The organism is Parabacteroides caeci, assembly GCF_023656795.1.
In the GTDB taxonomy this organism is placed as follows: Bacteria; Bacteroidota; Bacteroidia; order Bacteroidales; family Tannerellaceae; genus Parabacteroides; species Parabacteroides segnis.
Genome location: NZ_JAMOKT010000009.1, coordinates 16,939 through 33,001, shown reverse-complemented (window position 1 = coordinate 33,001; position 16,063 = coordinate 16,939). Strand labels below are relative to the sequence as shown.

The following is a 16,063-nucleotide window of genomic DNA, read 5'->3' as shown; positions in this document are numbered from 1 at the left end:
CGGGAGGAAATCAGAGTTCCCTGCCCAGGGAATTGTAATTTCCCAGGCAGGGAACGCCAGTTTCCAAAACAGGGAACTACGAGGAAACTGTAATAAATTAGTAATCAGTCTAGTTTAACAGAAACGACTTCTCCTTCTTTTATGGCTTTATGTAATAGTGTTTTTCCCTCGGATTTGACAGTAACTAACTGTTTTCCATTCTCACGGAGCACTTCGATATCGAATGTTGTATTAAATGCTTTTATTTTACGCAGGTTCATACTGTTCCATTCCGACGGCAAACGGGGAGTAAAAGTGAAGGATTTCAGTCCTGTCGGACGGATGCCAAACATTCCTTCTGTGATGATACGCCCATATAATCCGCTTTCTGCGGAAAGATGACGCTGACTTCCTTCCGGCCAGGCTTCGATAGCATAAGGTACGTGCTCACCTAGCAGGCGTTGATTGGAATAGAATTTCAGATATTCTGTTGCCTTCTCGGTTGCTCCACAGGCATATACGCCTCTCAAAGCATAAAGGGTGGAACGGTCCCAAAATGTTTCACTTCCTGCTTGGGTCAACAAACCGTTTTCCGTCCACAGGTGGGGAGAGAACAGGGCATTGATCGTACCTTCTTTGCGGTCAAAGATTCCAACAGTCAGAGGAATACAAATCCAGGAACGGAGGATATCGTTTCCTTCATAATATTGATACGTGTCAAAGCCTTCGACTTTGGCTCCGAAATAGTTTTCCATATTTTCCCGAAGGTCTCTTGCCTGTTTTTCATAAGCACTCAATACAGAAAAAGGCTTCTTCAAATCTTTTCCCAGATAGACAGCCGAACGCAACGCATCGTAATACAACGAAGAGGTACAAAGATTGGCTTTTCCGGCAGGAAAACGTCCTTCCAGTTCATCCGAATCGGAGGCGACCACACCTTTATCATTCAGGTTACGATGGCAATACTCCAGACACCATTCAATCAGAGGCCACAGCTCTTCGGCTTCCGCCTTGTCACCTCTTGCCAGGGCATAACGGGAAGCTCCGTAAGCGACCATTGCCGCATCACCACGATCGCCGGCCCCACCCCAGACATCAATACCTTCTGCGATGATTGAACTCGGTATCTTTTTGTACTCCGGATTCATGAAACGGGCAAAATGTTTAAACGAATTAAGGGCCGAGCCATTTCCGGCTTCATATCCGAGATAAGGGAAGAAGGGATTGATATATTCCGCCTGGTCGTTTGCCCAGATAGCGGCATAATATGACTCACCGCCAGGACCGTGCATCAATCCGCCTTTGGTATCGTAAATACTTTCAGCACCACGTATTTTGGCAAAGGCAAACATGGTATTGACAACAGGGTCCGGTGTTTCGAGAATCAGGTTATCCCAAAAGCCTGCAATCAGTTCTTTCCGCTCCTGAAGTTCTTTTTCCACATCGGGTTTCAATTCTGCTTCACCGTTTTTATAGCCGGTGATGGCAGCATAGAAAACAAGTTCTTCTTTCGGCTGAAGCTGCTTGGTCGCTGCCCCAATAATTTCCGAGACTAATTTATAACTGCCGTCCACTCCTTTTTCCGGGTCTGTGCTAATCACGGCACGCGATTCGGGCACTTCCACCGTAAGAGGCGAACTGCCTGTATTCCGAAGGATATACTTTTCATAAATGGCCGGTTTCGCCACCGCCGGGAAAATGATGCGTGTCAGTTCAGCCTTTGCATTACGCGATAATCCGATAGTACTCTCTACCGTCATTTTTCCATCCAGCGTAATCTTATTCACCTTTTCTCCGGATAACGATTGTCCGTTCACCGACACCATGTCCGTTGCATTCCAGGCAAAACGGCGCATCAGGCTGGCATGTGTATTGTTCGGGATAGTGCGCAACATGGGCCAAACCATACTTTTATTCAGTTCAAAAGAACCGTCCGCATTCACCCCGTAACGGAGCACAGTCGAAACTTTCAACCCGCTCATCTCAATATGGTCATAATGAGGGATACGGTCTTTGACATTCCAGGAGATACTGCCGTCGGGGTTGATCGACCAACGGTTTTGAGCAGAAAGAGTTCCGCCACAAACAAGGGTCCAGAATAAAAACACAAATAAAAATAACTTCTTCATAATACTATTGCTCTGTTTATCTTTTAATTGTGCAATGTATGAAAAAGTATTCACAAAAAAAATGAAGCTATAGGAAAAGTCTGTAAATAACACACAGACTTTTCCTGCAACTTCATTATCCTTCTAAAACTTGATTCTATTTAATTGCGCCGTCACGCCGCATCGATTTACCCGACCATATTCTCTGCGACGACCATTCTGCCGAAGGCTGAGACCAAAAAAGATCATCTGCCGGTAAACCTAAAGGCAAGAAGACAAATGCACATAAATACGTGCTACCGGTAGAGACATAGCTATCGGCAAGTTCCGGCTGATGGCCGCAAACACCAAGTGTCAACCACCCGTTTTCATCAAATGTCCCAGGAATAAGCTGGCGTTTCATCACAGCAGTAAGAGCACAACGAACCTGTCCTGGTGCAATATAGAGCGGAAGTTCTTTTCTTAATGCAACCTGCGAAAGCGCCTGGAATGCACCAAAGCGATAAGCAACCGATCGACCGATAATGGGATAAGTTCCTTCCGGTGATATCATTTTTTCCTGTTGTTCTGCATATCTTATCAGCCTCTTCCGTTGTACGTCATAGAAGTTTTCCGGATCCATATTCTTCTCACGCAATACTTCCAGAACATCCATCAACATCGGTTGGATTACATAGCTGTTATAATAATCAAAATGGAAATTAGGACCATCTCCATACCAACCGTCCCCTTTATACCATTCTTTATGTTTCTTCAAGGCATATTCAATCGGTCCCATTTCACATTCTCCGGTAAAATGAAGTAAAGCTGCTTCTATCGTAGCGGAGAACATCAGCCAATTACTTTCACCCGGTTTGATTTTTCTGGAAGATATAAAATTCTCTATGATTCTCTTCCGGGTTACATCATCCAGCTGTAACCATATTCCTTCTTCGCTTCGCAATAAACCTTGAGCAAAAAAGGCGGCATCGACCAACGGCTGTCCACCCGGCCCATCAAAACGAAGGTAATCGGGCAAAGCCGGATCCATCGCATTCTTTATTGCTCTTATGACCAATGCACGAAACTCTTTCCGTTGTTGTCCTTCATCCGTATTATCATCCGGCAAATTTAACCAGGGAGCAATACCACAGAATGAACGTCCCAACGCTTCCAGATGAGTTACACCAGCTCGCTGTCTTTCATGATACATCTCGACCGGCATGTTTTTCCTTAATGTATTCTCACTCAGATTTACATATACAGGTCTTACAATCTGCAACATTGTCTCCACCCAATATTTTCTAGCATCTTTCCCTGTTGATTGGGCTTGACCTTTGGGAATAGTAAATATAACTAAATATAAAAGGAGCCCTATTATTATTTTCGATTTCATTTCTTCTATTTTTCGTTATTAAATTTCAACATTTCCTTTCCTGCCAACAGAAATGCTCCCACACCATAAACTTCAGTCATATTAGATGTCACATCCTGGGGAGCTGCCGCTATCGGTTGGACAGAACCGAGTTTTCCTTCTTCATTGACATAACTTTTTAGAGCCTTCCATCCTTTTACGACAGCATTCTTATAATCCTTGCCTTCCAGTATATTATTATTTATCCCCCAGGCCAAACCATAGACAAAAAAGCCGGAAGCGCTATTTTCTGCCTGTGGATAAGCTTTATGGTCATACATACTGGCGTGCCATGAGCCTTTCTTATCCTGACAACGGATAACAGCGGCAGCCATTTCTTTATAAATATTCAAATAATAATTATATGTATAATGATCTTTGGGAAGATGTTCCAGTATAAGTGCCAATCCTCCGAAAACCCATCCATTACCACGTCCCCAGAATACTTTTGAACCGTTTTTCTCTTTTTTACCCAGATAGTTCTTGTCCCTGAAATACAGTCCGTCATCCTTACTGAATAAAGAGTCGGTTGTCAATTTGTATTCACGGTCCATATACTGAAGATATTTTTCATCCTTGGTCAGATTATACATTTCCACAAATACGGGCGGAGCCATGAAAAGCGCGTCACACCACCACCAACGTTTATTAGCGACCTTCTCGGCAGTCCACAAAGGCTCGTCCGAAGGATACCATACTATCTGATCCAATCTTTTCCGGACATTGTCGATCATTGCAGGATCTTTATATTTCCGATACATACCGACATACATTTGTGCCACACAAAGATCATCCGCATGATACACTCTTGGCAAAAAATCCCAGGAATTCTTTTGACCTATTCCCATCAGAAAATCATAATACTTTTTGTCATCGGTATAGTCAGCCCATTCAATCATGCCACGATAAAGGGCGCCGTTTGTCCAATCGAGATTCTTATGTTTAACTTTAGCGAAGTTATCTATTTGCCAGCCGGCAACCCGGTCGATAAGCTCCCGGTCATTCTGTTTATTCTTTCCTACCGCTACTCCTGCAATAAAAAGATAGCAGAAGACAGTAAATAAAACTTTTTTCATCTATACTTTTATTTAAGATTATCCAATATGATTCGGGAGCAAATATACTTAAAATACATGCTCCCGAATATCATTTCTATCCAATTAAATCATACGATTAATTGCTATATTCTGTTTCTGCCGCCATAGCCTCTTCTAAGTTATCAAACGGAGCAACATTGTATTCATAACCGGCATATCCCTTATTCTGGTTGATACGTCCTTCACGGTTTGCATCAATAGTACCTTGAGGTATCGGATAAAAGATATGATAAGGAGCAATCGTATATTCCACACCGGAACGTGTTTTTATACCTGAGTTATAGAAATTATTGTATTTAGAAACCCGTTGCCACCAATAGCTATTATCAGAGATTGTTTCTTCTGTATACGTCTGTCCAAACTCATCGGTTTGTCCGGTCAATGCGAAAATATAGGATACACGACTTAATTCAACATGACGCCATTCTTCCAGATACAGTTCACGCGCTCTTTCGTCCATGACAACTCCCATATTCATTTCTCCTGCGGTGAAAAGTTTTGAGCAATGGGCTCTTTTACGAATTGTATTCACATCCTCAGCCGCTTTGGCCGCATCTCCTTTCCACATATAGGCTTCTGCTCTCAAAAGATATGTTTCTGCCAGACGGAACATATACCAGTCGGCTTCTCCTCCTTCATAATTATTACTATTTTCATAATTAGGATCTTCTACCCAAGTTTTGTAATGAGGCCAGTTAAACCAATTTCGTATAGTATCAGTACACAGCAATTCTCCGTTATCACCATACAAACGAATGTTTTTTCCGGCATACGGATTTCCGTCCGTGAATAATTTAGGATGATTGTATTTAAATTTCTCCATAACCATCCAGTTACCCGATTCAACATTATGGCGCAAATCAGTCTGATCATCCAACCACAAGCCATATTGATTATAATTGGTTGGACGCATACGAGCAACTCCACGACCATAAGTTTTCTTATAGTTGAAGTGAGTCGTTGTAATATCCATACCTTGTTTTCCATCCGGAGTCATGATTCCGATAGCACCAGCCGCCGGCCAAAAAGGAACGGTGTTACGCATTGTCCTAATACGTATACTAGTTGAGGAAGATTCGTTGCGACAAATCATACAGAAGATTGCTTCTTTGTTTGTAGCAGCCATTTTATTTTCAGGTCTGTGTAAATCCCAAATAACATTACGCGTAACAGGATGAACATCCGGCATCGGATTAATAAATGTTCCGAAATTATCTGTCATCAAAGAATATCCCGAACCAGTAATCAGTAAATCAGCTTCCGCAATAGCTTTATCAAACTGTCCTGTTGCCAAATAACATTTGATTAACAAGTGACGGCAAGTACCTTTATTAACCATACCGGCTAAATCGGCTACTTCCGGTACATGCTGGACTGCATACTCCAAATCTTTTGTAATCATATCCAGAATAACCGAACGTTGCGTGGATTTATAATCAAATTTAGGACCTTGAACCTCTCTGGTAAACAAAGGTACATCTTTGAATTGAAATACCACATTAAAGTATCTATAGGCTCTATGGAAATAAGCTCTCCCCAGCATTTCGTCGTGTAACTGAGGATCCAACCCTTCTACATTATCAATATTTGTTATTATGGAATTCGCATATTTAATACCCGAGAAGGTTTGATCCCAAAAATATCCGTATCTTATTGTAGAAGCATTGTCCGCTGCAGAGGGCTGCATCAATGTGATAAGGTCAACGCCAACACCCGGAATTGAAGGTTGATCCGTTGTTCCATTAACAGCCATCTCCGAAAAGAGATATTCTGATGTGAAAGGAGCTCCATCGGCATTTTCCCAGTGAAAAAACATATTTCTTAAATGTTTATCACAAGTAGCCAAAGCAGATTCAAGACCTTCTTTCGTTGTAAAAGTCTTTGACGGCTCATAGAAAGAAAGCGGGTCCGGTTTCAAAAAATCTTCGGAGCATCCCGACATTATCAAGGCAGTAGAAGACACTGCTGCAATCAATATATGTTTGATATATTTCTTATTTTTCATATTTCACTGTTTTTTTATAAAGTTACACCTAAACCAAAATTGAATGAAACAGGAACTAAATTTCCGTATTCAGGATCATAATATTGCCATTCTTTTGTCCAACAAGCAACATTGCGGACACTTCCCGATACACGCAAACCTCCAATATGGAATTTAGACAGGTACTTTTTAGGAACATTATATTCTAAAGCAATACTTTCTAAACGGATAAACGATTTATCAATAATGCGCTGTCCTCCACTGGCCACATTCGAAGCCCCCAGACGTGCATAATTATTGGTCGGATTATCAGGAGTCCAATATTTCAGCTGATAAACGTTCTGACGTTCAGCCTGATACCCACTATTTATAAATTCTTCAGAACCTTTATGCCCCCATTTGGAATAAATGTTTACGGACACATTAAAATTCTTCCAAAAAGTGAAATCATTCCTGAACGACCAGCGGAAACGTGGAGAGGTAGAACCCTGAAATACTTTATCTTCGTTTGAATATCTTCTATTTTCAACATCATATATATCTTTAAATTTAGGGTCTCCCGGTACTTGTTTATACTTTGCAGCTTCCTCTTCTTCGCCTACCTGCCAGATTCCTTCATATTGATAATTCCATATTTCATTAATATCCTTACCAATAAACCATTTATTTTTTTGGTCATCCACTTCTTTACGTCCTATCACATTGCCATTTTCATCCACCACATCTTCAAAAGTATAATATAGATGCACAATCTTATTTCTGTTCAAAGAAAGATTGATGCTAGAACTCCATTCGAAGTTTTCGTTTTGAATGTTCAGTGTATTCAAAGTCAACTCAAAACCTTTATTCTGAACTTCCCCCAAATTGGTCATAATACTGGAGAAACCGGTAATATTCGACAAACTCTGATTCATAACCAAATCGGTTGTAGGCATGTTATAGTACTCTAAACTACCTGTAATACGATCATTCAGGAAACCATAATCCAGACCAAAGTTCCAAGAGGTCGTTCTTTCCCAACGCAAATTCGGATTTGCCATACGGCTGACATACAACATAGAGATTTCTTCTAAAGAACCGTTTGAACCAATATAAGCATAAGGACCCGATCCGGTTGTCAAGTTAGAAAGTGCATCATATATTCCGACACCACGATTACCGTTCGAACCCCAAGAAGCTCTTAATTTGCCACGACTCATCGGCTCCCAGGTAAAGAAATCTTCTTCCGTGAATGTCCAGGCCAAAGCCGCCGACCCAAAGATTGCTCTGGGATTTAATGTACCGAATGCAGAATATCCGTCACGACGGACAGATAACGTTGTCATATACTTATCATCATAGGCATAGAATAAACGTGCCAACAACGCATCACCCGTACTGTGAATATCGTCAGTAGAGAAAGAACTTTTCAATTTATCGGCACTATTTACATAATGTAAACCCAATGCATCGGTAGGAGTAAAATCCCTGGCATTTATTTTATCGGTCCAACGTCTATGTTCTTCCGCTTCCTGCGCTAATGTCAGGTTCACTTTATGTTTTTCAGCAAATGTATAATCCCAATTAATTGTATTATTCACCAACCATTCAAATCTCGACGTCTGTTCTCTGTTTACCGCACCGTTATGTTTGCTCTTCCACTCCGGATGTTGTGAAGATTCATGATAACGGTTATGATACCATTGGAAACGCGGAGTGAAATTCAATGTATAATTGATATTGAACGGCAGTTTGACTTTTGCTGTTAAAATAGTATTTAGCGTTGTATAGCCACGTTCCAAATCTTTATACTGTTTGTCAAAACGATAGTTATAGCCCATATTCAACGGATTCTCACCCATCGGATGCCATGCTAAACTTCCGTCATCTTCATACGGAGTAGAATATGGTGAGTTTTGCAGTAAAACATTTCCGGGAGCCACTGCCAAATTACCATCGGTACGATCCTGAAAATTCACATTAGCACCTAATGTCAGGAAATTACTTACAGTTGCATCCAATTTCAAATTAGAACGAATGCTCTTATAATCATCTCCTATAACCTGGCCTTTTGAATCCAGATAACCCATTGAAAAATAATAATTCATTTTCTCACCGCGACCAGAAATACTGGCATTATAATCCTGCTTAAAACCTGTACGATATGCTTCATCGTACCAATCATAGGTATTACCTGCAAAATAGTTTTCTTTTTCCTTATCGAATAATCCTAAACGACTTAACCATATTTCATCATCTGTGCCCTTGTCGACAGACATTGCTCTCCATTCATCAAGCGTCAATCCATATTTTGCCAAATTTTCAGAAGTAGGTTGTCTATACTTTCCGGGATTAACAAAACCTGTCTGGCTATCAAACCAATCAGAACGGAAGTCCAAATATCCGTCAGCATCATATACTTTACGCTGTCTGCCCATGGCTGTCACCCCCCAGTTAGCATCGAAACGAACACTCGGTTTATCTGATTTTCCTTTTTTAGTCGTAATGATTATAACACCATTTGCAGACTTAGCACCAAAAACGGCTGCGGAAGAAGCGTCTTTCAAAACATCTACCTGTTCAATATCCTGAGGATTAATTTCTGATAGTTCACCAAAGAATATAACATTATCAACCACAATCAAAGGATCATTATTTGCAGATAACGAACGCTGGCCACGAACCTGCAAAGAACCTCCGCCTTTTGCAGAAGAACTGACTCCGACATTCAGTCCGGGAACCCCAGTACGCAAAATATCCTGCACCGTAGTAATACCTTCTTTGAGCAATTTGTCGGGACGAACCTGGGAAACCGCTCCCGTAAGGTCTTTCTTACGCATCGTACCGTAACCTACTACTACAACCTCATCCAGTGTTTGAGTATCTTCCTTCAATTCGATAACAATATTTGTATTGTTTCCGACCCTAATTTCCTGAGAAACATAACCGATATAAGAAACAACAATAGTGGAAGAAGGAGAGATATTAATCGAGAACTTACCGTTCAAATCGGTAACCGTACCATTCGTTGTCCCTTTTTCAACAACATTCACTCCGATTATCGGCTCTCCATTCATATCGACCACATTACCTGTTATAGCCTTCGATTGAGTTACCTGCATAAATATACCTTTCTTATTCAGTACTATGTGCTTATCGCTTATGGTATAAGAGATATCGGCATTTTCAAACAGGCCGTCCAGAACTTCTGCAATAGGCTTTTCTATTGTAGATACAGTCACTTTATGGTTTACATCCACAATATTTTTATTGTAGAGGAAATGATATCCAGTCTGTTTTTCAATACTATTTATCACATCTTCTATTGTGGCATTTTCCATGTGTAAATTTAAGATGGCGTTTTGAGAATATGTATTCGTTGCCATAGCCAATGTTACACTCGTAAAAAGAAATAAAACGAACAATCTCATAACACGAAAAATTTTTATGACAAAACTTTGCCTTTCGATTTTTTTATCCGAAATGGAATTCATACTTTTGTTTGTTTAGTTAGAAAAATAAGGTTGACTAAAAACTTTTTTAATGACTGAACTATCAAAAGGAAAGGTGTGCGAGACCTTTCCTTTTTTTGTTTAATCACATATTAATCATATATATCACAACATCTTTATGTCATAGGCAATTAGATTTTAGGGTGAACAACTCGTTTTATATCCTCTCATCATATAAAAGACGTTTCAGCTATTTTTTCCCACATAAGGGATAATGTTTTTTTTCAAAAAAATAAAAGGTGAATGAATCACCTTTTATCTCTATAAACTTCTATCGTTTGTTTTTCATAAGTATTATTCTTATCCTTCACTCTTTTATTTTGTTTAAAAGATAAAGGGGCACTTAATCGTAATAATCGTAAAATCTCGTCCAACGACTCATATTCGAAAGTAGCCCGGTAAGGAGCATCCGCCAAAGTCGGATCTTTCAGTTCTATATTCACATTGAAGGTCAGCCCCAGACGCTTAAAGACGTATGAAAGAGGATCATCCCTAAATATCATCAATCCATCCTTCCAGGCACACCATTTGTAAGGATCTGTCTTTATTATCTGGCAACGATTTGTCTGACTGTTAAAAGAGGCACGTTCTCCCGGTACCATCGCAACAGGTGAAGAGTTCCCAAAAGCAACGTCAATCTTTCCGTTTACCATTGTGACAGAAGTGATAGAATCCTTATTGTATGCTTCTATATTAAAAGCCGTACCAGTAGCTTTAAGGATTACTTGACCGGTTTTTACAATAAAAGGATTTTCCTTGTCCGACTGTACTTCAAAATAACCTTCGCCATTCAAATACACATCCCGTTCTCCTTTTCGGAAAACCAAAGGATATTTCAACGAACTTCCGCCATTCAACCAAACATTGGTTCCATCAGGCAAACGGACTTCAGAGAAAGTTCCATGAGGCGACTTTACCTCCTGATATTCTATTGTATCATACAAACCGCTATCTTTATCCAGATACAAATAAGTGCAGAATATCAATAAAGGTATAATGAGAATCGCTGCCGCACGTTGCCAATAAACTACCAATGTGCGAACCATATTCCTCTTTGTAGCTGCGATATTTGCAAGAATATTTTTCCTGGCTTCAAATACGTTAATCTCAGAAGGGTTAAAAGCGGGATTCATTACTTGCCAAATGTTACGCATTTCCTGAAAACAACGTTCATTATCAGAAAATTGACTCACCCAATCTTCCAGTTCACGACGCTCTTCATTTGTCGCTTTTCCTGAAAGATAAGCGGTTATAATAGATTGTATTTGATCTTTATCTGTCATTATTTCTTTTTTATAGTATTAAGACGTCCCGAAAACTTTTTTCCACATCGTTTGTAACTTTTTTAGGGAATACCGATTGAAAGTAAAAGGATAAAAAAATCTTTCAATTGTTTCCTCAACAGTTCTAATGTCTTACTCACACGAACCTCTACTGTTCGTTCCGATACATTCAATTTCTCTGCAATCTCCCTGTATTTCAAACCTTCAAAACGATTCAACTCAAATGCTTCTCGATATAAGTCAGGGATTTGTTGCAATGCATTATGAAGATGATCATGTAAATCGGAATACAATATATAATTTTCTGTATCATAGCAATCCAGTACACTATCCTTATAATTTTCCTCATACTGACGCACAACTTCCAAATGTCGGAATTCATCCAGGCAACTGTTTCGAACAGATCTTAACAGGAAAGATTTTAATGAGGTTTCTATCTGAATGTTCTTTCTTTCGTTCCATAACTTCAAAAAGATGGATTGGACGATATCTTCACAGACTTGTTTATTTTTTATAAAGTTCCCGCCAAACAGCACTAAATCAACATAATATGACTGAAAGATTAATGAGAAAGCTTCTTCATTATCCTGCTTAATTGCGGACAACAAATATTGCTCTTGCGACAAATCTAGTTTACTCATTATAAATCACTTATCAGACGTTTTTTACTTAAATTAACTGACTAAATTAATCGGTCGTTTTTTTTAGTCACGCAGCTAAGGTAAAGACATTTTTTTAGTTCTCATTAATGATTAACACAAAAAGTACTGTAAATAGGTGATTTAGCCCCTACTTCTAAAGTTTTTTTATCGCAATATTTCACTTATCCCTTCATCCGATTTCATGACTAATTAAAACGACCGTTTTTTCTAGTCATTCGATAATATTCAACCAAACACAACCAACAAAGCCCCTACGACACAAGATCGCAGAGGCTGTTTTTTTCTGTATTCCTTCCTCACGGGAGAAATTACAGTAAGAACTTTATTTTATTACTTAATATTAATAACCACTTGTTCGCCTGTCACAGGGTAATTGATGGATAGTCTAGGCGTTGCATGCAACGCCTAGACTCCAACTCGTGGAAATTTTAGAATTTATTTTTGATTATAAATTATCTTATTTTACGATTGCCTTAACAGCAGCTTCGCCTTCAACAGCTACTACAACTACACCTGCAGGAACAGAGATTGTAGCTTCGCTAGAAGTGATTACTGTGTTAGCAATTGTCTGACCAAGAACATTGCTGATAGCAACAGTCTTACCTTCAGCACCCTTAATGATAACGGCACCGTTAGTTGCAACTACTGATACTTCAGAAGCGCTGATGCTTTCATTGTCTGTTGCCATATCGTCAGCAGCACCCTTTTCGATGTTGAAGATCAAAGCAGCATCACCACCAGTCTTAGCATCATCGAAAGAAGCATCCATAGCAGACAATACCAAGCAGTTATTCTGGTTCTTGATCCATGCTGCATTCTTCGGAGCTATAGGAGCTACAGCATTTGATTCGATCAAGAATGCGCGATCTTCTTCTACTTCGTTAGCAGCCTTAGTCGGGTCGATATAACGGAATGACCAAGTGTAGTTGTGATGTTTGTCTTCCTTAACAGTAGCTTTCATGTTAATAGAAGAGATCTTCTTAGCTTCAAGAGCTTTCTTAACATCATCCATATTCAGATCTTTTGTTGCAATATTTGCAAATGTGTTACCCAAGATATAGATTACGCTATCCTGTTCTACTGCATCTACGAAACCTACACGAACATATTTACCGAATTTGTAAAGTTGTTTTTCCGTAACAACTTCTGCATCTGTAGAGTCAGCGAAGCTAACCAACAGTTTGTAACGGTTGAAGCCTTCTACAGCCGGAGTTGCGTGGATACAATCTTCTGGTCCGCATTCTTCGCCAGCAGCATTCATGTGCTTGTGGTTAGTTGCATCACAAGGAATGTTTTCAGAACCTTCGTTTACAGTTTCGCTTACATAGATTAAGTATTGCGGTTTGATATTATACTGTGCAGATTTACCAATGTTGTACGGACGTACATTGAATGACAGACCAGCTTCAGCAATATTAGCAGCACCGATACCTAAGTAGCTCATACCTTCACGCTTGAAGTTTACGTTAGTTTCGTCCATCAAGTAGTCGTTTACGTATGCTTCTTTGAACTTCAAGAGCTTAGTTGCATCTTCATTACCTTCTACAGCGCCATCCAATTTAACATTGTTGAAACGACGATACAGAGGTTGGTCAGTTAAACCGATAGAGAAAGCAGATGTTCTAACTTCATCAATAACCTGTTGTTGCAACAGGGCAGTTAAGCTCTGGTCAGCAACACCGGCTTTAAATTTAAATGATTTATCTGTTTCTTCCAGATTTGCAGCATCAATAAATGCATAATAGCAAGTAGCATCCAATTGATTGTTTTCTTTGAAGAAGAATTTGCTTGCAGCAGTTTTATCTGTGATCACAAAGTTATTTTCTTCACCTAAAGCAATAACAGCATTCTTAGTGTGGATTGTATAAGACTCTCTCTTCAACTGAGCCAAACCATTAATTCTCTTTTTAACGTCTGCTGTTACTTTATAACCATAATCAGCTGCTACGTTACCATTAACCGGTTTGATTTCGAAATAAGTCGGAGTATCCTGCAATACATTCAATTTGTTGCTACCAGCCACCTGAGCAATGTATTTTTCCATTGTATAAGGGTTGAAGTAGTTGAATGCATAGTTAGTAATCATCAACTCATCCTTAGTCAGATATTTGTAACCAAGATGTTCATCTCCTAAGATATTTGCATCTGTAATTTTTGTAATAACTAAAGAGTCAGCTGCAAGATCTGCACAGAAATATTTAGAAGAACCGGTAGCCTGAGTAAACTGATAAGTTCCATTCAAGCTTGCATATTCACGGTTTGCAACTTCCACAGGAGAAGTAGCAGCGAAATATTCAGAAGTTTTAGTTTTCAGAACAACCCACTGGTAAGCCGGCATGTGGTCAACATTCTGTTCGTCAGCGTCAACGCTCACCCATTCTTCTTTTGCACCATCGATATGGATCGGAGATGCGTAATATTTATTAGTTTTAGCATTGCGGATGAAATATACACCGTCTTCCAAAGATACTCTGTCAGTATCGCTTTCTTTGCAAGAAGTGAAACCTAATACGATATCAGTTTCTTTCTTTTCACCAATTGTTACGACACGAATTTGATCTTCTTTTACCAAATCCTGAACTGTTACATAGTTCTTGTCATCAGCATTAGCAGTGATAGTAGTCGGTGTTGCTGCCTTCCAACCATCAGCAGTCGGAGCTTCAATGATAGTCTTCACCTGAATAACCAAAGAGTCATTTGTCGGGAAATAAGTGAATAAGAATTGACCATGCTCTTTCAAAGAGCTAGCTTTCAATGCATCCAGATCATTCATATAATTAAATGCAAGGAACATAGAACCAGTTGTGTTGATGAAAGCAGTATCAACAAACAAAGCTTTAGCGTCTTCTTTTCTTGTAATATAAACAAATTCGTCTTCTGCATCAGCAGCTAAGAAAAATTCCTGGCTGAACGGATTTTTCAAACTTGTTTTGTTTGCATCCGGAGTAAATGTCAGCTTAACGCCAGCATCTTCTTTCTGAATACCCAGTTTAGTGTTGATCTGCTTTGCATTCAAAGTAACAGCATCAGCTTTAACCAAAGAGAAAGTAGTAGTAAAAGTTGTAGCTGCATTACTTGCTAAGTCTTTCTTTAAAACTACAGTACCATTATCAACAACGAATCCTACTACAGAGTCTGTTGTAAAATAAGAATACAGAGGCTTTTCATTTACCAGAGTTTCATAAGTAGGAGAAAATGCCCAACCACTGACCTCACCACCAACTTCAGGAGCAACAGTTGTTGCTGTAGCACCAGCAGCAAATTCTTCCATTGTAATAGACAGCAATGCTTCAGCGCCTTTGTTTACAAAATCAAAATAAGGAGCTTTTCCCTTATTTTCTTCTGTAACAGTGACACACCACAAAGTACTTGCCACATTGTCAGCTTCAATAGCATCAACAACACTTAACTTTCCGTCTTCATTAATCGACAAGAACTGACCGCCGTCTGTTTTCAGTTGATACAAACCACTATTGGTTCCTTCAACTAAAGAAGTAACGTTGTCTGCTGCAAAAACAGATGTTGCACCTAACAATGCTACACCTGCCAAAAGAGTAGAAAACTTTTTGTTCATAATTTAAAATTTAATATTAATACTAAAGTGTAATAAGTTCAATTCACAATTGAAACGCCCCGCTTTCTTGATAAATGGCGAGTTTAATCGTTCCTTTAATCTCGCCATTTTTTTTAGGGGCCTTTCCTTTCGTTTGTGAAAGGCCCTGTTTTGTACATCGTTTGCTATTCGATTGATAAGAAAGCATATAGACAGATAAAAAATATCTTAAAAAGAATGGTTGGTATGAAACTAATTCTTACTTTTGTTGACGAGAAAAAAGGAACGTTTTTTCTCGTCACGGCATTTTCTCGACCATCTCCCTATTCATCAATCAATTACACGCTGTTTTTTCACACATTTTACATTCAATAATATTAATGTACGGGCGTACATTAATATATATCTATATAGCTTTTCTTTCAGCACTTTACAACACATACCCAATAATCCTACTAGAACTAAGAAAATGTACCGAATAATTAATTCTTTATATCAGGAGATTTATTACCT

At 39.2% G+C, this 16,063-nt stretch carries 8 protein-coding genes; all 8 read right to left on the bottom strand.

All coding sequences use genetic code 11. From position 1 onward, the window contains the following. Positions 1-104: 104 nt before the first annotated feature. A complete protein-coding gene (locus tag NBH15_RS06430) occupies positions 105-2,108 on the bottom strand; it encodes a glucosidase family protein (RefSeq protein WP_244050610.1) in 2,004 nt (667 codons plus the stop codon). A 136-nt stretch (positions 2,109-2,244) separates the two neighbouring features. Beyond that, positions 2,245-3,462, bottom strand: a complete 1,218-nt coding sequence (locus NBH15_RS06425) for a DUF2264 domain-containing protein (protein ID WP_250822232.1) — start codon at positions 3,460-3,462, stop codon at positions 2,245-2,247. Between the two features lie 5 nt (positions 3,463-3,467). Further along, positions 3,468-4,556: a glycoside hydrolase family 88/105 protein gene (locus NBH15_RS06420; protein WP_250822231.1), complete on the bottom strand. Its 1,089-nt coding sequence runs from the start codon at positions 4,554-4,556 to the stop codon at positions 3,468-3,470. Between the two features lie 97 nt (positions 4,557-4,653). Beyond that, the gene (locus tag NBH15_RS06415; RefSeq protein ID WP_244050607.1) at positions 4,654-6,582 is read right to left on the bottom strand and encodes a RagB/SusD family nutrient uptake outer membrane protein; all 1,929 of its coding nucleotides are present in this window, start codon (positions 6,580-6,582) and stop codon (positions 4,654-4,656) included. 14 nt (positions 6,583-6,596) lie between these two features. Further along, entirely contained in the window at positions 6,597-9,971 is a 3,375-nt protein-coding gene (locus tag NBH15_RS06410; protein ID WP_250822230.1) for a TonB-dependent receptor, read from the bottom strand. Between the two features lie 329 nt (positions 9,972-10,300). Then, positions 10,301-11,335, bottom strand: a complete 1,035-nt coding sequence (locus NBH15_RS06405) for a FecR domain-containing protein (protein ID WP_250822229.1) — start codon at positions 11,333-11,335, stop codon at positions 10,301-10,303. A 62-nt stretch (positions 11,336-11,397) separates the two neighbouring features. Then, positions 11,398-11,976 carry an RNA polymerase sigma-70 factor gene (locus tag NBH15_RS06400; RefSeq protein WP_250822228.1) on the bottom strand — a complete coding sequence of 193 codons (579 nt, stop codon included), beginning with the start codon at positions 11,974-11,976 and terminating at the stop codon, positions 11,398-11,400. Between the two features lie 478 nt (positions 11,977-12,454). After that, positions 12,455-15,571, bottom strand: a complete 3,117-nt coding sequence (locus tag NBH15_RS06395; protein ID WP_250822227.1) for a DUF6383 domain-containing protein — start codon at positions 15,569-15,571, stop codon at positions 12,455-12,457. Between the last annotated feature and the right edge of the window lie 492 nt (positions 15,572-16,063).